Source organism: Ensifer adhaerens (assembly GCF_000697965.2).
Taxonomy (GTDB): domain Bacteria; phylum Pseudomonadota; class Alphaproteobacteria; order Rhizobiales; family Rhizobiaceae; genus Ensifer; species Ensifer adhaerens.
Window position 1 is genome coordinate 2,265,340 of record NZ_CP015880.1, and the last position, 23,941, is coordinate 2,289,280.

General features: G+C 63.3%; 19 protein-coding genes, 1 other RNA gene and 1 pseudogene. 8 read left to right on the forward strand and 13 right to left on the reverse strand.

Annotated features, from left to right (window positions below):
• Window positions 1–36 precede the first annotated feature (36 nt).
• The 9 genes from FA04_RS10980 to FA04_RS11025 all read right to left on the reverse strand — a co-directional run bounded on the left by FA04_RS10980 (window position 37) and on the right by FA04_RS11025 (window position 8,418).
• Complete coding sequence (locus FA04_RS10980) at window positions 37–1,785, reverse strand: peptidoglycan D,D-transpeptidase FtsI family protein (protein ID WP_034792437.1); 1,749 nt, start codon at window positions 1,783–1,785, stop codon at window positions 37–39.
• Window positions 1,785–2,168: a cell division protein FtsL gene (gene ftsL, locus FA04_RS10985; RefSeq protein ID WP_034792423.1), complete on the reverse strand. Its 384-nt coding sequence runs from the start codon at window positions 2,166–2,168 to the stop codon at window positions 1,785–1,787. The genes FA04_RS10980 and ftsL overlap by 1 nt, the downstream gene beginning before the upstream one ends.
• 6 nt (window positions 2,169–2,174) lie before the next feature.
• Complete coding sequence (rsmH, locus tag FA04_RS10990; RefSeq protein ID WP_034792418.1) at window positions 2,175–3,200, reverse strand: 16S rRNA (cytosine(1402)-N(4))-methyltransferase RsmH; 1,026 nt, start codon at window positions 3,198–3,200, stop codon at window positions 2,175–2,177.
• A gap of 14 nt (window positions 3,201–3,214) precedes the next feature.
• The gene (mraZ, locus tag FA04_RS10995; protein WP_034792415.1) at window positions 3,215–3,655 is read right to left on the reverse strand and encodes a division/cell wall cluster transcriptional repressor MraZ; all 441 of its coding nucleotides are present in this window, start codon (window positions 3,653–3,655) and stop codon (window positions 3,215–3,217) included.
• A gap of 556 nt (window positions 3,656–4,211) precedes the next feature.
• An RNA gene (gene rnpB / locus FA04_RS11005) (RNase P RNA component class A) lies at window positions 4,212–4,611 on the reverse strand.
• A 106-nt stretch (window positions 4,612–4,717) separates the two neighbouring features.
• A complete protein-coding gene (locus FA04_RS11010) occupies window positions 4,718–5,908 on the reverse strand; it encodes an NAD(P)/FAD-dependent oxidoreductase (protein WP_034793594.1) in 1,191 nt (396 codons plus the stop codon).
• Window positions 5,909–6,198: 290 nt separating this feature from the next.
• Window positions 6,199–6,726 carry a lytic transglycosylase domain-containing protein gene (locus FA04_RS11015; protein ID WP_034792405.1) on the reverse strand — a complete coding sequence of 176 codons (528 nt, stop codon included), beginning with the start codon at window positions 6,724–6,726 and terminating at the stop codon, window positions 6,199–6,201.
• A 223-nt stretch (window positions 6,727–6,949) separates the two neighbouring features.
• Entirely contained in the window at window positions 6,950–7,714 is a 765-nt protein-coding gene (locus tag FA04_RS11020; protein WP_034792393.1) for an N-acetylmuramoyl-L-alanine amidase, read from the reverse strand.
• Window positions 7,711–8,418 (reverse strand): J domain-containing protein, encoded by a 708-nt coding sequence (locus FA04_RS11025; protein WP_034792391.1) that lies wholly within the window; start codon window positions 8,416–8,418, stop codon window positions 7,711–7,713. Before FA04_RS11025 ends, FA04_RS11020 begins: the two co-directional genes overlap by 4 nt.
• Window positions 8,419–8,848: 430 nt before the next feature.
• Here FA04_RS11025 and FA04_RS11030 point away from each other — a divergent pair, with 430 nt between their 5' ends.
• The 3 genes from FA04_RS11030 to FA04_RS11040 all read left to right on the forward strand — a co-directional run bounded on the left by FA04_RS11030 (window position 8,849) and on the right by FA04_RS11040 (window position 11,981).
• Entirely contained in the window at window positions 8,849–10,066 is a 1,218-nt protein-coding gene (locus FA04_RS11030) for a pyrophosphate--fructose-6-phosphate 1-phosphotransferase (RefSeq protein WP_034792390.1), read from the forward strand.
• A gap of 128 nt (window positions 10,067–10,194) precedes the next feature.
• The gene (locus FA04_RS11035; RefSeq protein WP_034792388.1) at window positions 10,195–10,830 is read left to right on the forward strand and encodes a LysE family translocator; all 636 of its coding nucleotides are present in this window, start codon (window positions 10,195–10,197) and stop codon (window positions 10,828–10,830) included.
• Between the two features lie 116 nt (window positions 10,831–10,946).
• Window positions 10,947–11,981, forward strand: coding sequence for a lytic transglycosylase domain-containing protein (locus FA04_RS11040; protein WP_034792386.1), 1,035 nt, complete (start codon window positions 10,947–10,949; stop codon window positions 11,979–11,981).
• A gap of 67 nt (window positions 11,982–12,048) precedes the next feature.
• Here FA04_RS11040 and FA04_RS11045 read toward each other — a convergent pair whose 3' ends face one another.
• A complete protein-coding gene (locus FA04_RS11045; RefSeq protein ID WP_034792383.1) occupies window positions 12,049–13,401 on the reverse strand; it encodes a serine hydrolase domain-containing protein in 1,353 nt (450 codons plus the stop codon).
• 129 nt (window positions 13,402–13,530) lie between these two features.
• Window positions 13,531–15,089 (reverse strand): annotated as a pseudogene (locus tag FA04_RS11055) (EAL domain-containing protein).
• A gap of 178 nt (window positions 15,090–15,267) precedes the next feature.
• Between FA04_RS11055 and FA04_RS11060 the strand changes: the two are divergent.
• The 5 genes from FA04_RS11060 (at window position 15,268) to FA04_RS11080 (ending at window position 20,825) form a co-directional block, all read left to right on the forward strand.
• The gene (locus FA04_RS11060; RefSeq protein WP_034792379.1) at window positions 15,268–16,518 is read left to right on the forward strand and encodes a BtaA family protein; all 1,251 of its coding nucleotides are present in this window, start codon (window positions 15,268–15,270) and stop codon (window positions 16,516–16,518) included.
• Between the two features lie 36 nt (window positions 16,519–16,554).
• Window positions 16,555–17,190 (forward strand): class I SAM-dependent methyltransferase, encoded by a 636-nt coding sequence (locus tag FA04_RS11065; protein WP_051659249.1) that lies wholly within the window; start codon window positions 16,555–16,557, stop codon window positions 17,188–17,190.
• 239 nt (window positions 17,191–17,429) lie between these two features.
• The gene (locus FA04_RS11070) at window positions 17,430–18,221 is read left to right on the forward strand and encodes a glycoside hydrolase family 25 protein (protein ID WP_034792376.1); all 792 of its coding nucleotides are present in this window, start codon (window positions 17,430–17,432) and stop codon (window positions 18,219–18,221) included.
• A gap of 141 nt (window positions 18,222–18,362) precedes the next feature.
• A complete protein-coding gene (locus tag FA04_RS11075; protein WP_034793581.1) occupies window positions 18,363–19,592 on the forward strand; it encodes a lytic murein transglycosylase in 1,230 nt (409 codons plus the stop codon).
• 294 nt (window positions 19,593–19,886) lie between these two features.
• Window positions 19,887–20,825, forward strand: a complete 939-nt coding sequence (locus FA04_RS11080) for a DMT family transporter (protein ID WP_034792374.1) — start codon at window positions 19,887–19,889, stop codon at window positions 20,823–20,825.
• 743 nt (window positions 20,826–21,568) lie between these two features.
• Here FA04_RS11080 and metF read toward each other — a convergent pair.
• Both metF and FA04_RS11090 read right to left on the reverse strand, forming a co-directional pair.
• A complete protein-coding gene (gene metF, locus FA04_RS11085) occupies window positions 21,569–22,516 on the reverse strand; it encodes a methylenetetrahydrofolate reductase [NAD(P)H] (protein ID WP_034792372.1) in 948 nt (315 codons plus the stop codon).
• Between the two features lie 2 nt (window positions 22,517–22,518).
• Window positions 22,519–23,538, reverse strand: a complete 1,020-nt coding sequence (locus FA04_RS11090) for an ArsR/SmtB family transcription factor (protein WP_034792368.1) — start codon at window positions 23,536–23,538, stop codon at window positions 22,519–22,521.
• Between the last annotated feature and the right edge of the window lie 403 nt (window positions 23,539–23,941).

Genomic DNA, 23,941 nt, shown 5'->3' on the forward strand with positions numbered 1-23,941 from the left:
CAAGAATCGCGAATCGTCCGCTTTCTCATTTCATGTCTAATAAGACACAAGCAAGGCAGAACCGTCTTCTCCAAATTTTGGTTCGACACCGAGCAGCGGCGCAGAGCGGCTGATGATGTCGCGAACCATGGGAGCCGCGTTCGAGCCTGCGGTGCGCCCGCCACCCTCGCCGGTCTTCGGCGCGTCGATGAAGGTCAGCACGATGTATTTCGGGTTGTCGATCGGGAAGGCCGCGAGGAAGGCGTTGAAGTTCTGGTCGCTGGCATAGCGGCCGTTGACCACCTTGTCGGCCGTGCCGGTCTTGCCGCCGACGTTGAAGCCCGGCACCAGTGCGCGCTTGCCGGAGCCCGCAATGCCGTTCCAGCGAAGCAGGAAGCGCATGTCGTCGCTGGTGCTCTTCTTGACCACCGATGTGGAGACGGCGTCGGCCTGCTCCTCGGTGCGCGGCAGGAAGGTCGGTTCGATCAGCTTGCCGCCGTTGACGAGTGCAGCACCCGCGACCGCCGTCTGCAGCGGCGTCGTCGAGACGCCGTGACCGAAGGAGATGGTGACCGAGTTGATCTTCTTCCATTCGCGCGGCTGCGTCGGGGATTTCACTTCCGGCAGTTCGGTCGGCAGCTTCGAAAGCAGGCCGAGGCGCGTCAGGAATTCCTTGTGGCCGGGAATGCCGACGAGATCGGCAATCTTCGCGGTGCCGATGTTCGACGAATACTGGAAGATTTCCGGGACAGTCAGCACGCGGCGCTTGCCGTGGAAGTCCTTGATGGTGAAGCCGCCGATACGGATCGGCGCCGAGGCGTCAAAGCTGTCGTTGAGCGTCACCTTGCCGGAATCGAGGCCCATGGCGATGGTGAAGGTCTTGAAGGTGGAGCCCATTTCGAACGTGCCGTTCGACATGCGGTTCATCCAGCCCTCTTCCGCCCCTTCGGCCGGTTTGTTCGGGTCGTAGTCGGGAACGGACGCCATTGCCAGCACTTCGCCGGTATGCACGTCGAGCACGACGGCGCCGGCGGCGAGCGCCTGGTAGTTCTTCATGCCGGCGTCGATGACGTCGCGCACGATGTTCTGCACGCGCACGTCGATAGAAAGCTTCACCGGCTCGAGCTTGGCGTCGCTGGTCATGCCGATCGCGGCAAGGTCGGCCAGCCCCTGGCTGTCGATGTAGCGCTCCATGCCGGCAACGCCGCGGTTGTCGATGTTGACGTGGCCGAGGATATGCGCGGCGGTGTGGCCGCCGGGATAGAAGCGGCGCTTTTCCGGGCGGAAGCCGACGCCGGGAATGCCGAGCGCCAGGATCTCCGACTGCTGCTTCGGGGTCAGCTGCCGGCGCAGCCACTGGAAGCGCGATTTCGACTTCAGCTTGTTGTAGATTTCGCGGGCGTTGATGTCGGGCAGCACCGTCGACAGCCGCTCGACCGCTTCGTCGGCATCGACGATCTTGTGCGGCTCGGCATAGAGCGAGACGGTGCGGATGTCGGTCGCGAGGATCTCGCCGTTGCGGTCGAGAATGTCGGGGCGCGACGCCATCAGGTTGTCGGCCCGGCCGATGCTGGAAACGGTTTCGGGTGCCGCCATGCCGTATTGCACCAGGCGGCCGCCGATGACGGCATAGACGATGCCGAAGCTGGCGATCACGATGGCGACGCGGTTCTTCGCCTGGTTCGTGGTCTTCTTGCGCGTCCCCTGAAAGGTGACGTTGACGCCGCTTTCAGCCGGTCGGTTGTTGCCGCCCGCCGAGAAGTGCGCCTTGCTTTTCAACACCATGATGCGGGAGAGAAACGACATCAGCGCGCCACCGAGCCAGTTGCGATCTTATCGGTCTTTTCGATGATGGCAGCGATGCCATCCTTGGCCGACTTGTCCTCGGGCACGGGCAGATCGGCCTTCAGCATCGGCAGTTCCTGCGGCTGGGCGAGCTGTGTCGAGGGGGTCGGCACGAGTTGCAGGTCGGCTCCGAAGGCACCGACGAGGCGCTCCAGGCGGTTCGGTTGGGTCAGAAGCGCCCAGTCGGCCCGCAGCAGATCGATCGTGTCTTCCTCGAGCTTGATCGCCACGTCGAGCTTGCGGACTTCCTCAAGCTTGTTTTCGGCGCGGTGCTTGATCGTATAGGTCACCGTGGCCGCGGCCGTCATGACGACGATCAGAACGATATCGAACGTTCGAAGCATGTCTTGTCAGCCCCCCAGCCGTGCAAGGCTTGCCAGTTCCGGCAGATTGAAAATGGACAGATCGTTTCCCGGCGACGCGGCTTGCGTGCGGATACCGGCGCGAAGCTTGGCAGAGCGGGCGCGCGGATTGAGGGACGCTTCTTCCTCGCTGGCTGCCACCATAGGCTTGCCAACTGGCGTGAAGGTTGCGGCACGCGCGGACACCATCGGCAGGTGACGCGAGCCGCTGGCCTTGCCGGAGCGGTCCTGGAAGAAGGCCTTGACGATGCGGTCTTCGAGCGAATGGAAGGTGACGACGACAAGACGGCCGCCGGGCTTCAGCGCTCGCTCGGCCGCAAACAGCGCCTCTGCCAGTTCGCCGAGCTCGTCGTTGACGAAGATGCGCAGCGCCTGGAAGACGCGGGTGGCGGGATGGATCTTGTCCTTGGCCTTGCGCGGCGTCACCACCTCGATCAGGCCGGCAAGATCGCGGGTCGTTTCGAAGGGCTGCTCGGCCCGGCGCTTCTCGATCGCACGCGCGATGCGGCCGGCCTGCTTCTCTTCACCGAGAAAGCCGAAGATGCGGATGAGATCAGAGACCTTGGCGCGATTGACGACATCGGCCGCCGAAACGCCCGAAGCCGACATGCGCATGTCGAGCGGCCCCTTCTTCTGGAAGGAGAAGCCGCGCTCGGCCTCATCGATCTGCATGGAGGAAACGCCGATATCGAGCACGACGCCATCGAGCCCGCCTTCGGGCGCATGGGCAGCAAGATCGGAGAACTGTGCATGAACGAGCTTCAGCCGGCCGGCCCACTCGGCGACCTGCGCCTGCCCTGCGGCAATCGCCGTCGGGTCGCGATCGAGCGCGATCACGTCGGCACCGGCCTTGAGGATTGCGGAGCTGTAGCCACCGGCACCGAAAGTGCCATCAAGGATGACCTTGCCGGGCGCGGGCTCGAGAGCCGCAAGCACCTCGGGCAAGAGAACGGGAATGTGACGAACCGGTCCGCCTTCGGCTTCAGAAACACCTCCGCCTTGATCCGTCACCATTCCCTCTCTCCATTCTATTCTGGACGCAACCCCCGTGACTTGCGCCCTTCCCGGGCCGCCGCCTGCGCCTTTTGAAAGGCCTGCGGCTCCCAGAGCTGAAAATAATCGCCCCGCCCGACGAACATCACGTCGGTCGAGATGCCGGTGAAGTCGCGGATAAAATCCGTCATCATCAACCGGCCTTCCGGATCGAGCTTCACAAAGACGCCACCCCCGTGAACCAGCAGCGACATCTCGTTGGCTTCCGGAGAAAATGGATCCTCGGCCGCCATCTGCTTCTCGAACCGATCCAGGAGCTCCGGCCCGCCGACGCTGATCGCCGGAAAGACGAAATCCTGAAAACAGTATAGCTCCCGAACGCCCCCATCCGACAGCACGGAGCGAAACGCCGAGGGAACAGAGACCCGCCCCTTCGCATCGATCCGATTGGTGGCATGTGACAAGAAGCGGTTCATAACGCGAAACGGCCGCCCAAGACTGACGGGCCACGATCATCGACCCGCGAGAACACGTCACTCCGCACGCAAGACCGCCCCGCCGAACAGTGGAATGTCCGACCACCCTCCGAAGCCGGAAGGCATTGGAATCTTGCGATATTGGGCCGCGAAGCAGCCCCTGCGCAGTGCCATTATGGGATATCATGGGACCATATGGGCGTCAATGGGAATGGATCACAAACAGCCGTCGGGCTGATCAAATATTGATAGGTTGTTAAGTTTAACGAAGGGTTACGAAGAGACCCCCACTGTGCGGGAATGCGACGGTCGAACGGCTTCAAATCGTTGAAAAATCAGAATGTGAGAAAAAGCGCAGAAACACCGTTGCGCAGAGGCGCTTGCGCGTCATCGCAAGAGAAGAATGCACGGCGGCAACGACACAACCGCCTAAACCTGCACCGCTGCCGGCCGCAAAAATGGCATGCGGATCAGCCCGATTTGCAAGGCGCGATCCGCGCGCGCTGAACCGTTCGGCCCGCATTGAGAGAGAGAGAGAGAGAGAGAGAGAGAGAAAATCGCCAGTTGGCCTGTAAGCCGGGTTCTGTATGGCCCCGTCACCCGAAGGCAACGGAACGTGGCAGCCATTCATCTGGGACTACGTTTGCACGCAGCCTCTTGCAACCCACCCGGATGACTGGCCCGGAAACAGGCTGGGCGCTTGCGCGTCCGCGTCATCCCTATTCGGTCTTGCTCCCGGTGGGGTTTGCCGTGCCGTCCATGTCGCCATGTCCGCGGTGGGCTCTTACCCCACCCTTTCACCCTTACTCCGCAAGCGGAGCGGTTTGCTTTCTGTGGCACTTTCCCTGAGGTCACCCTCGCCGGACGTTATCCGGCACCGTGCTTCCGTGGAGCCCGGACTTTCCTCCCCCCGCGGCCTTTCGGCACTTGCGGAGAGCGGCTGCCCGGCCAACTGGCAGGCGCTCCTTAACGCAAGCCCCCGCCCGGCGCCAGAAAAAACGGCAGTGTTTTTCACGCTGCCAACAGGGCAGATCGGTCGAGACCGGGTGGATGCCGCCGCACCTAGCGAAAGGCGACCGCGAAGTCGGCGTCATATTCGGGCTCATCGATCCGGCCATTTTGCACAAGGACAGCGCCGAGCCTGCCGATCTCGTCGGAGCTTTTTGCCGCCTGGCCGTTGCCGCCGGTGACGACGGCGATGCGGTCGCCCTCGGCAAAGCCGATATAGGGCAGCCCGTCGCGGGTAAACGAGGTGACACAGGGTGAAAAGCGGGTGGAGACCGGCCGGAAATCAGGCATCACCTCGGCCAGCAGCCGACGCAGATGCTCGGCCGCTGCCGCACCGCCCGGTCCGCGGAACCAGTGCCGTATCGCCGGCTCGTCACCCAGGATCCTGTCGATCGGATCGCCGCCGATCTTGATGTAGGTCCTGCCGTCGGCATAGCCGACCGGCGGCAGCAGGTAGTAGCTCTTCTCCTGCTCGGGTGCTGCACCGATCAGCGAGGGCATGCCCTCGAAGTCAGGCAGCTCGCTCGCCGCCACCTCCGCGAACAGCACCGTGCGAGCTTTGACCGTCAAGTCGATCGGCCGCGGCAGCAGTTTGTCGGACAGGGAAAATCCGCCGGCCGCAACGATGACCCGGCCCGCTTCCAGGCGCACGCCCGAGACCGTCGTGACGACAACGCGATCGTCCGCTTCGGAGACGGCGCCGACCTCGTCGCGCACGATCCGTGCGCCGGCCTTCTCGGCACAGATGACCTGCGCCGCAACGAGCGCGCGTGGATTGATGTAGCCGGCGCCAAGGCGTTCATAAACGCCGGCCGTGCCCTCGGGAAAACGGAACCAGGGAAAGCGCCGCGACAGCGCCTCGCTGTCATAGAGCGGCGCTTCGACGCCGAGCGCATCCCGCGCCTTTTCCACCTGCTCGATATAGTCGTAGCTCGAGCCCGGCGCTGGCCCCGCCATCAGGCAGCCGACCTCGTGATAAAACCGGATGCCGCTTTCGCGTTCGATCTCGTCGTAGCGCTCGATCGAGCGACGGGCGAGACGCGCCCAGACGGGGTCGTCGTCGATCGTGCGGGTGATGCGGGCATTGTCGTAGTGGCTGGAAAAGACGCCGGAATGACTGGCCCAGTCGGTCGGCTCGTCAGGACCGACGAGCGCGACGCCAGCACCCGAGAGCGCCAGGTGCCGGGCAGCCGCAGCGCCCATCATGCCCTTGCCGACGACAATGAAATCAAAGCTTTCCGACATGCTCATCCCCGCTCCGCTGACACGGAAGGAGGTAGCATATCGGTGCTCTTAGGGCACCACCACTCAAGGATTTAATTGGTGCGCCGGAACGCGAGACCTGTCCGGCTGGAGCATCCGCCATTGCCGCGTGGCCGGCGGACGATGCTCTCTCGTCGCGTGGGCAAATGGATCACCCACGCCTGTCAGGGACTAGAGCATTCCGCCCTCAAGCGGAAACACCGAGGCGGCCAGATGCTCTAGAATTGGGATGCCAAAGCGCCCCTCGTGCGTTCGCTGGAACGCACGGCGTTCTAGTCGATGATGTCCTGGACCTTGCCGCAATAGCGTTTGGAAACCGGGTTCATGCGCTTGGCGCCATGGCCGGCATTGTACTTGAGGATCGTGCCGCAGGTGGTGCCGCCCGAAAGCTCATGCGCCATGGCGAGATACTTCATGCCGAACTTGATGTTGGTTTCCGGGTCGTAGAGACCCTTGGAGGAGCCCGAATAGCCCATCATGCGCGCCGTGGCGGGCTTGATCTGCATCAGGCCGATCTCGCCGGCGCTGCCGCGTGCCTTCGGATTGAAGTTGCTTTCGACCTTGACGACCGCATGCGCCAGATCGACGGGAACGCCGTACTGCTTCGCATAGCTCTTGATCAGGGCCGTATACTGAACGTTCTGCGGAAGGTCCGGTTTCGGGAAGCCTGTGGTCCGGGTGACGGTCGGGATGGAAGAGGTCTTGATGGTCTTGTCGACATTCCCCGCATACGACGTACCCATCCCGGCGAAGAACATGCCAAGGCATGCCGCCACCGCAGCAACAGACGATATTCTCATGTAGTTTGAATTCTCCGGTCTGGGGATTGGACCGAAGCGCACCCCGCTTCGAGCCTCACGTCCCGATCGTTTCATTCACAGGACGTGAGCGTTGCGCCCCGAAGTTCCTGCAGTTTCAATGAGCGGGAAATGAACGGCGCATCATGGTAAACATGTGGCAAAGCTAAAAAAACATGCCACGAACATCCGGAAAACAGGCTTCGGGACGAAAAATTCTTCCGCGTCAGGCGATAAATTGCGGCAGCCCGGAAAGCAGGCGATGGAGCGTATCGAGGGTTGAGATGTCGGCGATGCCGTCTACCCTCTGTTGCCGGAAATGCCTTTGGAACGCGGCGACGGCGCCCTCGGTTTTTTCGCAGAAATCACCAGTCACTTCAATGCCGTAGCCATAGAGCGACAGCATCGACTGGATGGCCTCTACCGGCTGACCGCGGTCGCCGCGCTGAAAGAAGCGCCCGCCGCCGATCGGAGCCGGCTCAACCCAGTGCCCGACCCCTTCACGGTGAAGAACATGCCAAGGAAATTTTTCTCCCGGATCAACCTTGCGAATGGGGGCGATATCGCTGTGCGCCAGCACCCTTTCCGGGGCGATCGACCACCGCTGGCCACAGTCCCGACACAATTCGACGACCGCATCGATCTGCTTCTTCGGGAAATCCGGCAACCCGCCGGGGTGGCCCGGGTTGGCGATCTCAATACCGATCGAACAGGAGTTGATGTCGGTCTCGCCCTTCCAGTAGCTCTTGCCCGCGTGCCAGGCACGCAGCGTCTCAGGCACGAGCTGGTCGACGCGTCCGTCCTCATGAACGAAATAATGGCTGGAAACCTGGCTCTCTTCGCGACAAAGCCATTCGAGCGCCGAAGCGCCCGTTGCCATGCCGGTGTAGTGCAGCACGATCATATCCGGTGCCCGCCTGTCGGCGCGGTCGCCAAAATTGGGCGACGGCATGAAGCGAGCCCCCGGATAGTCGCAGTATTTCGAAGTCATGCGGCTCGGCGTTCTTTCTCGATCGCCTCATAGGCGGCGTTCAGCGCCGCCATGCGATCATTGGCGATCGCGTGGAATTCTTGCGGTACGCCGCGCGCCACCAGCATATCCGGGTGGTTTTCGGAAACCAGCACACGGTAGCGCTTGCGGATGTCGGCGAAATCATCCTTACGCGAAACGCCGAGCACCTGATAGGGGTCGCGACCGTCTCCGTGCACATGGCGGGCCATGATGAGCTCGAAATGCGCCTCGTCCATGCCGAAGATCTCGGCGACCCGCACCAGGAACGCCAGTTCGCGCTCATGAACTGCACCGTCGGACTTGGCGATGTGGAACAGGCCGTCGACGATATCCTCGAGGATCGGGCAGTTTTCTTCGCAGGACGAACACAGCGACGCCATCTTCTCCGCATAGGCCTCGTAGCCGGCGACGTCCTGGCGCGCCAGATTATAGAGACGCGCGACGTTCTGCGCCTGGTCGGGCGGGAACTGGAAGATGTCGCGGAAGGCGGCGACCTCGGCCTCGCTGACGATGCCGTCGGCCTTGGCCATCTTGGCCGAAAGCGCGATCATCGCGACGGAGAAGGCAACCTTGCGCCGTGTCTCCGGGTCGCCCTCAAACAGGGTACGCACGGCCTCGACCACACCGGCAAGCGCATTGCCGGTGGCGGTAACGATTTTGAGGAGGCTGTCCCAGAATGACATGCGAGAATCCCTGTCTCTCCAGCGTATAGCATGGACTTGTGTGGTGGCAAATTGCAAGCGGTGGGATGGTCCGAACCACGAGGATGACGAATTTGTGATGGCACCTCACTATTGTCAATCCATCGATTGGAACTTGCGACAGCTGGTAGACGGAAAGCTGTTCCCTTGGGAACAACCTAGCGATCCGAAGCGGCGAATTTATGCCGAAAAACACACCAAATGCACCGGCCGCGAAGGCCGCGCCGCCCGATTGCGCTCCTCCGGCTGCGACAATCGGCGCGACACCGAGCCCGCCCCGCGTTTCCGACGGCGCCCAGCAGCCGTTCTCGCGCAGCCTCGACACAACATCCACAGGCCCGTCATTTAAATTCCATCTGATTTGCGCTATGGAGGCCGCACCCATCGCATGCCAAAGTCCCGAGGAGGAAACATGGCCAAGAAAAAAGTCGCAATGCTGACGGCCGGCGGGCTCGCGCCCTGTCTGTCATCGGCCGTTGGAGGACTGATCGAGCGCTATACGGACGTAGCACCCGAATATGAGCTGGTCGCGTATCGCTCGGGCTACCAGGGCGTACTCCTTGGAGACCAGATCGAAATTACGCGCGACATGCGCGAAAAGGCCCATATCCTGCATCGCCATGGCGGCTCGCCGATCGGCAACAGCCGCGTCAAGCTCACCAACGCCGCCGACTGCGTCAAGCGCGGCCTGGTCAAGGAAGGCGAAAACCCGCTGCGTGTCGCAGCCGAGCGCCTTGCCAAGGACGGCATTTCGATCCTGCACACCATCGGCGGCGACGACACCAACACGACCGCTGCCGACCTTGCCGCCTATCTCGGCGCCAACGGCTACGACCTGACCGTGGTCGGCCTGCCGAAGACCGTCGACAACGACGTCGTTCCGATCCGCCAGACGCTCGGCGCCTGGACGGCTGCCGAATACGGCGCCCGCTTCTTCGACAATGTCAGCAACGAACAGAGTGCCGCCCCGCGCACGCTCGTCGTCCATGAAGTCATGGGCCGCCATAGCGGCTGGCTGACGGCAACCACCGCCCGCTCCTATATCCAGATGACCGACGACAAGGAATTCGTCGACGGCTTCATGATGAACCGCCAGATGAAGAACATCGACGGCCTCTATCTGCCGGAGATGAAGTTCGACCTGCAGGGCGAAGCCGATCGCCTGCGCAAGGTTATGGACCGCACCGGCTTCGTGACGCTGTTCGTCAGTGAAGGCGCCTGCCTCGACGCCATCGTCGCCGAGCGGGAAGCAGCCGGCGAGACCATCAAGCGTGATGCCTTCGGCCACGTGAAGATCGACACGATCAATGTCGGCAACTGGTTCTCCAAGCAGTTTGCAGCCCTTCTCGGCGCCGAACGCTCGATGGTGCAGAAATCTGGCTACTACGCCCGCTCGGCCCCGGCCAACGGCGACGACCTGCGCCTGATCCAGGGCATGGTCGACCTTGCCGTCGAAAGCGCCCTCAACAAGGTCTCGGGCGTCACCGGTCACGACGAAGACCAGGGCGGCAAGCTGCGCACCATCGAATTCCCGCGCATCAAGGGCGGCAAGCAGTTCGATACCTCCACCAAGTGGTTCGGCGAGGTGATGGATGTCATCGGCCAGAAGTGGAAGGCCCAGAAGCACTGACCGACACTTGCCGGCGGGTGGATATGCCACCCGCCGACAACGCTTGATTAGACGTTGACGGCTCCGCGTTTCCGTGGCTGGCTCGGCGAATTGATTGCCGAACACCACCTTCAGCGCGGAGCTTTTTCATGTCGTTCGAACACTGGTTTGCCTTTGCCGCGGCCTCGGCCGTGCTGCTCGCCATCCCCGGCCCCACCATTCTCCTCGTCATTTCCTACGCGCTCGGCCATGGCCGCAAGACGGCGGGCGCGACGGTCGCCGGTGTGGCGCTCGGCGATTTCACCGCCATGACCGCCTCCATGCTCGGCCTCGGCGCCCTGCTTGCCACCTCTGCCGCCATCTTCACCGTCTTGAAATGGGTGGGCGCTGCCTATCTTATCTGGCTCGGCATCAAGCTCTGGCGCGCGCCGGTGGCCGCCGGCGGCGACGCCGACCTCGAAACCACGTCGACGGAACGCCCGCTTCGCATCTTCTTTCATACCTATGCGGTGACTGCGCTGAACCCGAAGAGCATCGTCTTCTTCGTCGCCTTCCTGCCGCAGTTCCTCGATCTCAGCCAGCCGCTCTTTACCCAGATGGCGATTTTCGAGCTGACGTTCCTCACGCTCGCGATCCTCAATGCCAGCCTCTATGCAGCCCTTGCGACCGCCGCCCGCAGCACGATTTCCAAGCCGAATGTGCGGCGGATCGTCAACCGCGCCGGCGGCTCCATGCTGATCGGCGCCGGGCTTTTGACGGCCACGATGAAGCGGGCCACGGCCTGAAATTCGACCCCACGCTTGCCGCCGCCAGCCTCATAGGTTAATGGAGATTCACGCTTGGCGGCTGGCAACCGCTGATTTGCAGGGGCTACGGGGCCCAGAAGCACGAAAGTGACAGAATGGCGAATTACCGTATTTCCCTTTCCAAACAGACGTTTGGCGTGGCAGCTTTGTTGTCGGCGACCATCGTCTCGGGATGCTCAACGGTAGAGCACACGTCGCTGGCAGACCTCACGGCCGTGCAGACGGTTACGCCCCTCGCAAAGCCCGGCACCGAAATGACCGCCTATGCACTGCCGACGCCCGACGGCGCCGCCACCGCAACGAGCGCGGCCTTGACAGCTCAGACCGCTGGCGTCGCCGCCACCTATCCGGTCGCGACCGATCTGGCACAGGGTGCGGAAGCAGCACCCGCACTGGTCGCGGTCCCCGCGGCCAAGCCGGGCGACACCATGGCGCTTGCCATGGTTGCCCCGACGACGCAGACCGGCGCCAGCGCGGCGATTGCCGCAGCGGAAGCCCCCTCGCCCGCCGACTCCACTCAGGTGGCATCCGCCGCCCTCTCGCCGGCGGCAACCAAGACCGCTCGCGTCCAGGATCTGCCGGTCTCGACGCTCGCAGTTGCAGCAGCAATGGAATCGGACTTCGACACCGGCGAACCGGTCGGCCTCGAAACTCTGGTCGCCAACCGCATGATCGTTCCGACCGAGCGCCCGAAGACCGGCGTCATCGGCTCGACGGTGGCCGCAGTCGCCAACGTCATCCCGGATTCGATGAAGTTCACCAAGACGCCGACGAGCTCGCGTCCCGAACTCGACAAGATGATCAAGTACTATGCCGATCTCAACGGCATTCCGGTGGAACTGGTGCACCGCGTCGTCAAGCGCGAGAGCAACTACAATCCGCGCGCCTACAGCAAGGGCAATTACGGCCTGATGCAGATCCGCTACAACACCGCCAAGGGTCTCGGCTATGACGGTCCGGCGGAAGGTCTGTTCGACGCCGAAACCAACCTCAAATACGCGACCAAGTATCTGCACGGCGCCTGGATGGTGGCCGACAACCAGCATGACAGCGCAGTAAAGCTCTATGCCAGCGGCTATTACTATCACGCCAAGCGCAAGGGCCTGCTCGAAGAGCTCGGCATGAAGTAAGCCGGCCACCCGGCTGGCCCGAAGCGAAGCTGCTTCTCGACGGCTCTGGAATATCCTTACGAGGCGCTCAATCGAGCGCCTCTATTATTTTGGCGTTGAGTGTCTGCACGTCATAGCCGAGCCGCGAAGGCGTAAGCCCCAGCCGCACGACCGCCAGCTTCAGCGAAGGCACCAGCATGATCGCCTGGCCGTCATGCCCGAGCATCCAGAAGGCATCTGCCGGGAAACTGCCCGTTCCCGCCCGCGCGCCGTTTTCCTCCAGCCATACCTGGCCCTGGCCGTATTTGCCGCCCGATGCCTTGGTCGGCGTGCGCATGAAGGCGACATAGTCCTTCGGCAGCATCGCCCTCCCCTTCCAGACACCGTCCTGCAGCAGGAGCTGCGCGAACCGCGCCCAGTCCTGCGTCGTCGCATACATGTAGGAGGAACCGACGAAGGTGCCGCTCTCGTCCGTCTCCAGGACGGCGCTCGTCATGCCGAGCGGCGCAAACAAAGCGTCATAGGGAAAGGCAAGCGCTGCCGTCGGATCGTCGAAGGTGCGCATCCAGATCCGCGACAGCAGCGTGCTGGTGCCGCTGGAATAGCTGAAGTTCGTGCCGGGCTTTGCACCCAACGTCCGCGTCGCGGCAAAACCCGCCATGTCCCTTTCCAGATAGAGCATGCGCGTCACGTCGGTGACGGCGCCATAATTCTCGTTAAAGGCAAGCCCGCTCTGCATCCCCATCAGGTCCGCAAGCGTGATGCCCGCCCGCTCGTCCCCGGCCCATTCCGGCAGCAAGTCGCCCTGCGACACGTCCATGCGCCCTTCTGCAATCCTGAGGCCAATCAGCGCCGCCGTCACCGATTTGGTCATCGACCAGCCGAGCAACGGCGTCGAACGGTCGAAACCCTGGCCATAGGTTTCCGCCACCAGTTGGCCGTCGTGGATCACGGCGATCGCCCGCATGCCCGGCCCGGCGAGGTCAGCGTCCTCGACGAGCTTCTGCAAGGTCGGCTCGATCACGGCCCCCTCGCCTTCGGGCCAGGCCACACCCGGCACGGGCGCCGCTGCGGCGGTTTTCGTTTCGATTGGTGCCAGAGCCGCGGCATCGCCGTCCGGCAGGCTGGCGCAGCCGGCACCCGGACGATAGGCCGCGTAACCGGGTGCGGCAAAACCGAGGATGCGTGCCGTCACCAGCTGTTTCTCTTTGTCGACACCGACGCGCACCAGCTTGAGCAACGGGTGGCCGGGGGCCTGCACGTCGTCGGCGAGCACAGCCTGGGCATCGCGTCCGGCGATGAAGACGTTGGAACAGACGATTTTTGCCGCATAGCCGTCGCCGACCTTCAGCAGTTGCGGCGGCGCCAGCGCAAGCCAACCGAACAGACCGACGACGATCAGCGCCAGCACGGCACCCGAAATCTTCAACAAACGTCCCATGCGATCCTCCGGCCTGATGCGCAAAGAGAACCAGCATTTTGCTGCAAGGGAAAGCCCCGGCCGCCTCAACTTTTCATATTGGAAAAACGCACAAGCAGTCGAAAAAAGTGCAGCGCTTCGAGCTCTCGCTCACGCACTCGCAGAGAGGCGCGCCTCTCCCGCTTCGCCGTCGCCGACGAGCACCGACACGTCGGCCATAACAGGCGAAACCCAGGGACCGCGGATCTCGGCAGCGCCACAGGCCCGCGCGCAATCCGCCTCGCTCTCCTTCTCGACACCGCTGACGGCGATCGAAAGCCGCAGCACCTGTCCGGTCTTGATCAGGCAGGCGAGCAACGCCACGCTGCGTTCGCTGCCATGTGCGGCCCGCACGGCGGCGAGATCGACGGTCACCTGGTCGGGCTGCACCTCCGAGATCTGGTTCAGGGGCAGCGACGAGGCGGAGCCGCCGCCAAGCGCGACGCGAACGCCGAGCGCGCGCAGCCCCCGCAAGTTTTCGGTGACGATGACGAGATCGTCCGTCGAGACGCCCTCGGCGACCTCGATCGTCAGGCGTTCCGGCGAAAGGCCAGCATCCGAAAGGCACGCTCCACGTGCGTGACGAAATCGCGGTCGCGCAGTTGCGAGACGAAGGGCGCAATCGTCAGCCCTTTCGGGAAAGACCAGCCGGCCGCCTGCCTGCAGGCGGACTGAAGCGCCCAGGCGGCAAGCGCCAGCGTAGTCGCGCTCTGCTCCGGCGGCTCGAACGTTTCCGCGCCGATGACGCCGAGATGCGGATGCCGCCAGCGCAGCAGCGCCTGGAACCCACCGATGGAGCCGCTTTCGATGCCGAGGATCGGCAGGAATGCGAGAAAGAACTCCTCTGCCTCGAAACCGCGCGTAAGATCGCGCTCGGCTTCCGCCCGCTGCCGCACGGCATGGCTCAGGGTTTCCGAGTGGAAGGCATGACTGTTGCCGCTGATCGCCTTGGCTTCGTAAAGCGCCAGGTCCGCCCTTTTCAACACGTCGGATGTCGATTTGTCCGACCGCTCGATGAAGGCGATGCCGATGCTGCAGCCTGAAGCGATGCGCGTTTCCCCGAGATCGAACGGCGCTTCGAACAGCTTTTCCACCCGCGTTGCGAGCATTTCCGCATCGGCCTGAGACGGCGCGCACGCGGCCGCAAGCACGAACTCGTCACCGCCGAGGCGGTAGACCGTCGCCTCGCCGGCAAAGGCACGCCTGAGCCGGGCGCCGAACAGAGCCAGCAACCGGTCGCCGGCGTCATGTCCCAGCGTGTCGTTGATCACCTTGAAGCGATCGAGATCGAGAAGAAGCAAGGCGTTGCGCGCAAACGCGGCACCTTCTGCGCTGAGTGCCTGGCTGATATCGGCCTCGAGCGCAGCGCGGTTTGCAAGCCCAGTCAGCTTGTCGCGATGGACTTCGTTGCGCAGGCGACGCTCGGCGCGCCGCGCGGCACGCAGCTCCAGCTCAAGCCGGCGCGAGTAGCGCCAGCGATAGAAGGAGCCGCCGAGGATGAAAGGCATGGCGCCGGCCGCCATAACGGCAGGGACGTCCCAATGCGGCGCCATCTGGTCGGGAAGAGCGGTTCCGCTGGCAAGCCACGCCACAGAAACCAGAGCCCCCAATGCCGCGCCGGCAGCCGCAAATCGCTGCTCGGGCTTCGGCAGAAACGTACCTAACATCATGTCGACGCCCCCCGTATGTAAGGCGGTGCTAGCACGTCAGGGTTTAATGAATTCTTATGGGTGAAAAATTGTAGATTTGCGTTCCGGAGACCGCCCCAGCCCTGTGAGAAAGCCCGTCATCAAAGTGTAGCCGAGTCACTTTAGAAGCGCCTAAGTTTCAACTGGATGACCGTCTGAGATGAATGAAATCGCTTCCGACGTTGGCTTTGGCAGAAAAAATCCGAAGCTGAAAAACGCCCTGCTCCAGCACAAGACCCTCTCCCTCGCAGGCTTCTCGGAACGTCTGTTCGGCCTGCTCTTTTCGGGCCTCGTCTATCCGCAGATCTGGGAAGATCCGATCGTCGACATGGAGGCGATGCAACTGACCCCGGAAAGCCGGATCGTCACCATCGGCTCCGGCGGCTGCAACATGCTGACCTATCTGTCGGCCGGCCCACGGAAAATAGACGTCGTCGACCTCAACCCGCACCATATCGCGCTCAACCGCCTGAAGCTCGCAGCCTTCCGCCATCTGCCGAGCCACAAGGATGTCACGCGCTTCCTGGCGATCCAGGGCACGACGACCAACGTCCAGGCTTTCGATCTATTCCTCGCGCCGAAGCTTGATACAGCGACGCGCAGCTACTGGACCCGCCGCGACATGACCGGTCGCCGGCGTATCGGCGTCTTTGGCCGCAATATCTACCGCACCGGTCTGCTCGGCCGCTTCATTGCAGCCAGCCACCTGCTTGCCCGCCTGCACGGCGTCAATCCGGAGGACTTCGTCCAGGCGCGCTCCATGCGCGAACAGCGGCAGTTCTTCGACGAGCGCCTGGCGCCTCTCTTCGATCGTCCCGTCATCCGCTGGATCACCGGGCGCAAGAGCTCCCTCTTCGGCCTCGGCATTCCGCCGCAGCAGTTCGACGAGCTCGCAAGCCTGAGTGCCGAAAAGTCGCTCGCCGCCGTTCTGCGCCATCGCCTGGAAAAGCTCACCTGTCACTTCCCGCTGCGCGAAAACTACTTCGCCTGGCAGGCCTTCGGCCGCCGCTACCCGCTGCCGCATGAAGGCGACCTGCCGCCCTATCTCGACGCCGGCGCCTATGAGGCGATCCGCAACAATGCCGAGCGCGTCGAGGTACATCACGCAAGCTTCACCGAGCTTCTCGCCGGCAAATCCGCCGGCTCGGTCGACCGCTATATCCTGCTCGACGCGCAGGACTGGATGACCGACCAGCAGCTGAACGACCTCTGGACCGAGATCACCCGCACGGCGGATGAGGGCGCAGTCGTGATCTTCCGCACGGCGGCGGAAGACAGCATCCTGCCCGGCCGTGTCTCCCCGGCCCTGCTCGACCAGTGGCACTACGATGCCGAAACCTCGCTACGGCTCGGCGCCGAAGACCGCTCCGCCATCTATGGCGGCTTCCACATCTACCGCAGGAAGGGCTGAGACGTGCAACAGGCCGGGATCTCCCACGCGCGGCGCATGGACCACATGTACCGCTATCAGCGGCACTTCTACGATCTCACGCGGAAGTACTACCTCTTCGGCCGCGACACGCTGATCCGCGACATGAACCCGGCCTCCGGTGCCTCGGTGCTTGAGGTCGGCTGCGGCACCGGCCGCAATCTGGCGCTGATCGGCCGCTGTTTCCCGTCGGCCCGCCTGTTCGGGCTCGACATATCCCAGGAAATGTTGACCTCGGCCGGCGCGAAGCTCAACCGTGGCGGCAACAGGCGCGCCACGCTGCATGTCGCCGACGCAACGGACTTCGATCCGGCGATCTTCGGCGAAAGGGGTTTCGATCACATCGTCATCTCCTACTCGCTGTCGATGATCCCCGACTGGCAGAAGGCGATCGACGCGGCGATCACAGCGCTTAATCCGGGCGGCTCGCTGCACATTGCCGATTTCGGCCAGCAGGAACGCCTGCCGACGAGCTTCCGCCGGGCGCTGCACGGCTGGCTCAACCGCTTTCACGTGACGCCGCGCGAGCGGCTGTTCGACGTGTTACGCGAGAAAGCCCGCGAAAATGGCGCCGATCTCGAGCGGCGCACGATCGGCCGCGGCTATGCCTGGCTCGCCGTCTATCACCGCCCTTCCGTGGCGATCGCCGACTGAACGGCAGGCGGTTTACACAAAGGTTTTGCATCCCGCCTGAGGGCAGCCATTCCGGCAAGCGCCGAAACCGCCTGGTTTTCGGCGCTTTTGCGCTTTTCTGCCGTCCGCAATTCCCGCTTGAGCTAACTCAATTTTTACGATGATATGGTGAAAATGGGGTTCACGCCTCACTGGGGAAATCACCGACAGGAAGCCATCGTGTGAGGCAGGATCATCGATCGTCTCTAGACAGGAAAATCATGCGCCGGCTTCTCCTGGCTCTCTTGCCGCTTGCCACCCTTCTTTCCGGCTGCTCGTCGACCGACTATGACCTGATGCAGACGGCATCGATCCCGCCGCGCTTCCACGATACGGACCCGCAGAACTTCGGCGACCGGACCCCGCAGCACCACAATATCCACGGCATCGACGTTTCGAAATGGAATGGCGATATCGACTGGATGAAGGTGAAGAACTCGGGCGTCTCCTTCGCCTTCATCAAGGCGACGGAAGGCAAGGACCGGGTCGATACCCGCTTTCCCGAATACTGGCAGAAGGCACGGGCCGCCGGCATCCCTTATGCGCCCTATCACTTCTACTATTTCTGCTCGACCGCCGACGACCAGGCCGATTGGTTCATCGCCAACGTGCCGAAGAGCGCCGTCTACCTGCCGCCGGTTCTCGACGTCGAGTGGAACGGCGAATCGAAGACCTGCCGCCATCGCCCGACGCCGGACGAAGTGCGCGTCGAGATGAAGCGCTTCATGGACCGGCTCGAAGCCCATTACGGCAAGCGCCCGATCATCTACACCTCGGTCGACTTCCACCGCGACAATCTCGTCGACCAGTTCAAGGAACATCACTTCTGGGTGCGCTCGGTCGCCAAGCATCCGGGTGAGGTCTACGTCGAGCGCCGCTGGGCGTTCTGGCAATATACCAGCACCGGGGTCATCCCCGGCATCGACGGCGCCACCGATATCAATGTCTTCGCCGGCTCGGCGAAAAACTGGAAGAACTGGGTCGCCGCGGTCTCGCAGCCGAAGCAGAACTGACATTCCTGCCGACAGGTGCGGCAGGAAGACCCATTTTCTTCTTTCGGTCATAATGCTCTGAGAGAGCAACGACAGATTTCGCAGCGATTTGATTGCCCGTGGTGGTGCAAGGCGCCCCACGGCAAAGAAAGGAATTTCATGATGACCCGCACAGCCCGGCGCGCGCTTGCCTCCGTCGCTCTTCTGGCGCTGACCGCCTCGGCCGCCGCCGCCCAGACCGCAGCCTCGACAGGCGCGAAGACGGCATCCCCGGCCGTTGCCTGCGGTGGCGATCTCGCAACCTTCCTTCAGGGCGTGAAGGCCGAAGCGGTCGCCAAGGGCGTTCCGGCCGATGTCGCTGACCGGGCGCTCGCCGGTGCCGCCATCAATGAAAAGGTGCTCAGCCGCGACCGCACCCAGGGCGTCTTCAAGCAGACCTTCACCGAATTCTCCAAGCGCACCGTCAGCAAGTCGCGCCTCGATATCGGCCAGCAGAAAATGAAGGAATATGCTGACGTCTTTGCTCGCGCTGAGAAAGAATTCGGCGTGCCGGCCCCGGTCATCACCGCCTTCTGGGCGATGGAGACCGACTTCGGCGCCGTCCAGGGCGACTTCAACACCCGCGACGCGCTGGTGACGCTGTCCCACGACTGCCGCCGTCCAGAGATGTTCCGCCCGCAGCTGATCGCGGCGATCGAGATGGTCCAGCATGGCGACCTCGACCCGGCGACGACGACAGGCGCCTGGGCCGGCGAGATCGGCCAGGTGCAGATGCTGCCAGAAGACATCATCGCCTATGGCGTCGATGGCGACGGCGACGGCCACGTGAACCTGAAGAAGAGCTCGCCCGACGCGATCCTGACCGCCGCCAAGTTCATCCAGAGCCTCGGCTACAAGGCTGGCCAGCCGGTAATCCAGGAAGTCAGCGTTCCCGAGCAACTCCCCTGGGAAAAGACCGGCCTGCAGCCGGGCATGAAGGCCAGCGACTGGTTCGCGCTCGGCGTCAAGCCGCGCAACGGCGACACCGCCTTCGGCAACCTCGAAGCCTCGCTGGTGCTGCCGCAGGGCCGCAAGGGCGTGGCCTTCCTCACCTACCCCAACTTCAACGTCTATCTCGAATGGAACCAGTCGTTCATCTACACAACATCTGCCGCCTATTTCGCGACCCGTCTCGGCGGCGCGCCGACCTATGAAGGCGGCAATCCGGAACCGGGCCTCGACGACACCGGCATGAAGGCACTGCAGAGCAAGCTGCAGACGCTCGGCCACGATGTCGGCAAGATCGACGGCATCCTCGGCTCCGGCACCCGTGCGGCACTCCAGAAGGAGCAGCTCCGCCTCGGCCGTCCGGCCGACGGCTGGGCGACGCTCGAACTCCTGAACGCGCTTTAAGCCCGAACCGCAGTTTCAAAACCATGACCCCGGAGATCGGATCGATCTCCGGGGTTTTTTCATGCCACAACGACCGACCGGATCCCGGTTGATGAGAGCCCACCGGCTCGCCCCCACGCATGCGGCCCTCATCATCGCCGCAAGAACCGGGTGGTTCCGCCGGGCGTGCCGGGTTATGTATCATGTGTCGGAGCACAACCGATCCGGGAGCGGTAACCAGGCGCTTGCGCCATGGCGTCCACCCGGCGGAGGGAGACTGACGCCACCACGCAATCAGCACGGATAGGCATCACCATGAATGCGCGAAGCACCGTCGATGGCAATCAGATGAGCGCCGGGACCTGGGCGCTGCTTGCCCTGCTCGGCCTGATCTGGGGCGGATCGTTCTTCTTCGCCCGCGTTGCCGTCGCCCATGTGCCGCCCTTCACGCTGGTGTTCCTGCGTTTGGGCCTGGCAGCCCTGGCGCTGCATATCTACATCCGCGGCCGCTTCGGCATGTACGAGGCGCTTGCCGGCCGCTGGCGCGAATTCGCGCTGATGGGGCTGATCAACAACGCCATTCCGCACGCCTTCATCTTCCTTGGACAAACCCATATCGGCGCCGGACTGGCGGCGATCCTCAACGCCACGACGCCGGTCTGGAAGGTGATCATCGCCAACATGGCGACCGAGGACGAGAAGCTGAGTTCCGCCAAGATCGCCGGCTGTCTGCTCGGGCTCGCCGGCACCGTCGTCCTGATCGGGCCGAGCGCCGTTGCCGGTCTCTTCGGCACCACAAGCAGCGTGCCGCTCTGGGCGCTGCTGCTGCCGGTGCTTGCCGCCATCAGCTATGGTTTTGCGGCGACCTACGGCAAACGCTTCCGCGATCTCGCGCCTCCCGTGACGGCCGCAGGCCAGCTGACCGCCTCGACGCTGATCGCGCTGCCGGTGGCCGCCTTTACGGACACGCCCTGGCTGCTGCCGATGCCGCCCGTCGAGGTGATCCTGTCGATCCTCGGCCTGGCGCTGGTTTCGACGGCCTATGCCTACATCTTTTTTTTCCGCATCATGCGCGCGGCCGGCGCCACCAATGCCTCACTGGTCACCCTGCTGGTGCCGCCAAGCGCGATCCTGCTCGGCTACCTCTTTCTCGGCGAGACGCTGCAGGCGGCCGATTTTGCCGGCATGGTGCTGATCGCCCTTGGCCTCGCCGTGCTCGACGGTCGAATCCTGCGTTTCAGGCGGGTCGCCTGACATCTGATCGTGGTCGGTTACAGGAAAAGCCCACACACCTTGAGTGCTTCGCACCGCGTGAAAAAGACATGGTTTGCGGGGGAATCGACGGCCGATTTTCGTCCCGCTCCGGGCCACTCACGCACGGTAACAAACGTTTATATTAACCTTGGTGAAGCGATTGTGAAAAAAATGTGGCAGCCTGGAAAATTAAATAAAATCAGAACTATAGGCCTGTGAATAAGGCAGCGCCGGCTCACGCATTTCGCACTGCAGCACAAGTTTCCCTTTAACGTGTCGTGATTTCGCCCTATGTTTTAACGCGTTAACGCAGGGAGGGTCTTCCATGGGCCTTACACATTCGCTGAATGTCATCATGATCAGTGCAGCGTTCGTATTCGTGGCCACGATGCTCTTCATCTGAGGAGCGGCCGCTGAGAGTCCAAACCGAATAGGGACTTAAATTTCCGGGAAACCATTTTGCAGCACCAAGCCAGTTAGACCGCCAAGAGAGCATAAGGTCTAGACGCTGCGACAAACGAGAAAGCGCCTGAAGATCGATCTTCGGGCGCTTTCCTTTTTGGTGGATGCTGTAGCGATCGGGACGCTTGCTGCGACCGCAGCCGAAGAGACCCCAAAAGGCATGGAGCCATACCAAAGCGCGGCGGCGACCTCTGTCTGCCAGGACACGCGGCGCGTTCGCAGCCATTCGGAAGTTCAACATGGCGAAGCGCACCTTGCCCGTCGCAAGGTGCGAGCGAAGGTCAGGCGGCCGCGCCGGCCGCCACCATCCGCGGTGCATCGATCGCGCCCACCGCTTCCACAGAGGCCCGCTCGAAACCGACGAGATCCAGCACGGCTGTCACCAGCGGCGTGCGGTTCATCGAATAGATATGGAAATCGCGTACGCCGCGCCGGGCGAGATCGACGATCTGCTCGGCGGCGATGTGGGTCGCCTCCTTGAAGCGCTCGACCGGCTGGTCCTCGAGATGCACGAGCCGCGTGACGATCGCCTCCGGCACGGTGGCGCCACAGAGGCCAGCGAATTTCTGCACCTGCGCCAGATTGTTGATCGGCAGAATGCCCGGCACGATCGGGATGTTGACGCCAGCGCGCCGCACTCGTTCGAGGTAGCGCTCGAAATCATTGTTGTCGAAGAAGAATTGGGTCAGGGCCCGGGTTGCGCCCGCATCGACCTTGCGCTTCAGCATGTCGATGTCAGCGGCGACGTCAGGGCTTTCCGGGTGCTTCTCCGGATAGGAGGAGACGGAAATCTCGATGTCGTCCCCGCGCGCACGGATCGCCCGCACGAGGTCGGTGCTGCTGGCGTAACCCTCGGGATGCGGCTGGTAAGTGCTGCCGATGCCGCCCTGGGGATCGCCGCGCAGCGCCACGAAGTGGCGGACGCCGAAGCTGAGATACTCGTCGATCACGGCATCGACCTCCGCCTTCGGCGCGCCGACGCAGGTCAGGTGCGCAGCGGTATTGGCAAAGCCGCTTTCCGCGATCAAGCGCCTGACCGTCGTCAGCGAACGCGCCTTGGTCGAGCCGCCGGCGCCGTAGGTGACGGTGATGAAGGCCGGACCGAAGGCCGAAAGGTCGTCTGCCGTCTGGAAGAGCTGCGCTTCCATCTCGTCGGTCTTGGGCGGGAAATATTCGAAGGAGAGCCGGAGATTGCCGCGTTCGGCCGGGTAAAGCGTCTGTGCCGTCATTATTATACTCCCCCCGCCTGGACACGCGGCCGCGGCGTTTCATTCTCGTTCACGGCCCGCCGATCACGCGCGAGCCAGATCGTCACCGTCAATTTTCCATCATTCGCCCCCTCAGGCGAAAGATCCGTGGTCTTCTCGAGCACAAGGCCAGCCTTCGCCAGCCAATCGGCCATCGCCTGGTGCGAGAAGCCGAGGCGCGCATGGGCGTGCTCGTCGCGCAGATGCTCAAGTCCGTGCGGCGCGAAGTCGATGATGACCAGCCGTCCACCCGGCATCAGCATGCGCGCGGCTTCCGCGATCGCGGCTTCCGGCTCTTCGAGGAAATGCAGCACCTGGTGAATGGTGACGAGGTCGAAGGTCTGGCCGTCGAGCGGCAGGTTAAAGATGTCCCCATGGCGGATCGACGCCTTGGTGATGCCAGCGCGATCGAGATTGGAGCGCGCCACCGCAAGCATGTCGCGGCTGGCGTCGACGCCGATACCGCGCCGATAGAGGCCCTCGAAGAGCTGCAGGATGCGGCCTGTGCCGGTGCCGAGATCGAGCAAGCTTTCGACCGGCTCGTCGCCCACCATTTCGCGCAGCTTCGCCTCGACGTCACGCTCGCTGACATGCAGGCGGCGAAGCTCGTCCCAGCCGGCGGCGTTGCGGCTGAAATAGGCCTGCGCCTTCTCCGAGCGCGCCTTCTTCAAGGTGGTGAGCCGGGCTGCATCACGCGCCAACACCGCGTCGTCGACGGAGGCGGAGGCCAGCATCGCCCGCACGAGCCCGACCCGGGCACCGTCCTGACGGAGGCGGAAATAGGCCCAGGCGCCCTCCTGGTAGCGGTCGATCAGCTCGACCTCCGCCAGCAGCTTCAGATGCCTGGAAATGCGTGGCTGCGATTGACCGAGAATTTCGGTAAGATCGGTGACGGTCAGATCGCCGGCGGCGAGAAGCGCGACGAGACGCATGCGGGTCGGCTCGCCCGCCGCCTTCAGCACGTCCACCAACGCATCCAGACCCAGTTCTCTCTGCAGAGCCATAGCGATCCCCATCAACACATAAAGATATGTTTATGTGATTTGCGGTGGTGACGCAAGCGGATTTGCGCGGAGAGGCCAAACAATGGCGCCGGCGGAACGGATGCTTGTGTATGGACGCCATGCGCCCCAAACGATGTCTCGGGCGGCACGTCAGGAGACCTGCGAAGGTCCCGCTAGTAGGCCGACTTCACGACCCGAATGAGGGCAGCCCCACGCAACCGTGACAAACCCGGCGCCCTTCCCGGTGTTGGGACGCCACCCTATCCGCGCCTCTGCCGCCCGAGGTACGCGTCATCCGCCAGCCCATCTCGCCGCAGCGATAGACAAACCTGCAAACGCCCGTTCGCGCCCGCCATCGGGACGGCAATCGCAGAGCTGATCGCTACGCCGACCCCTGGAGCGT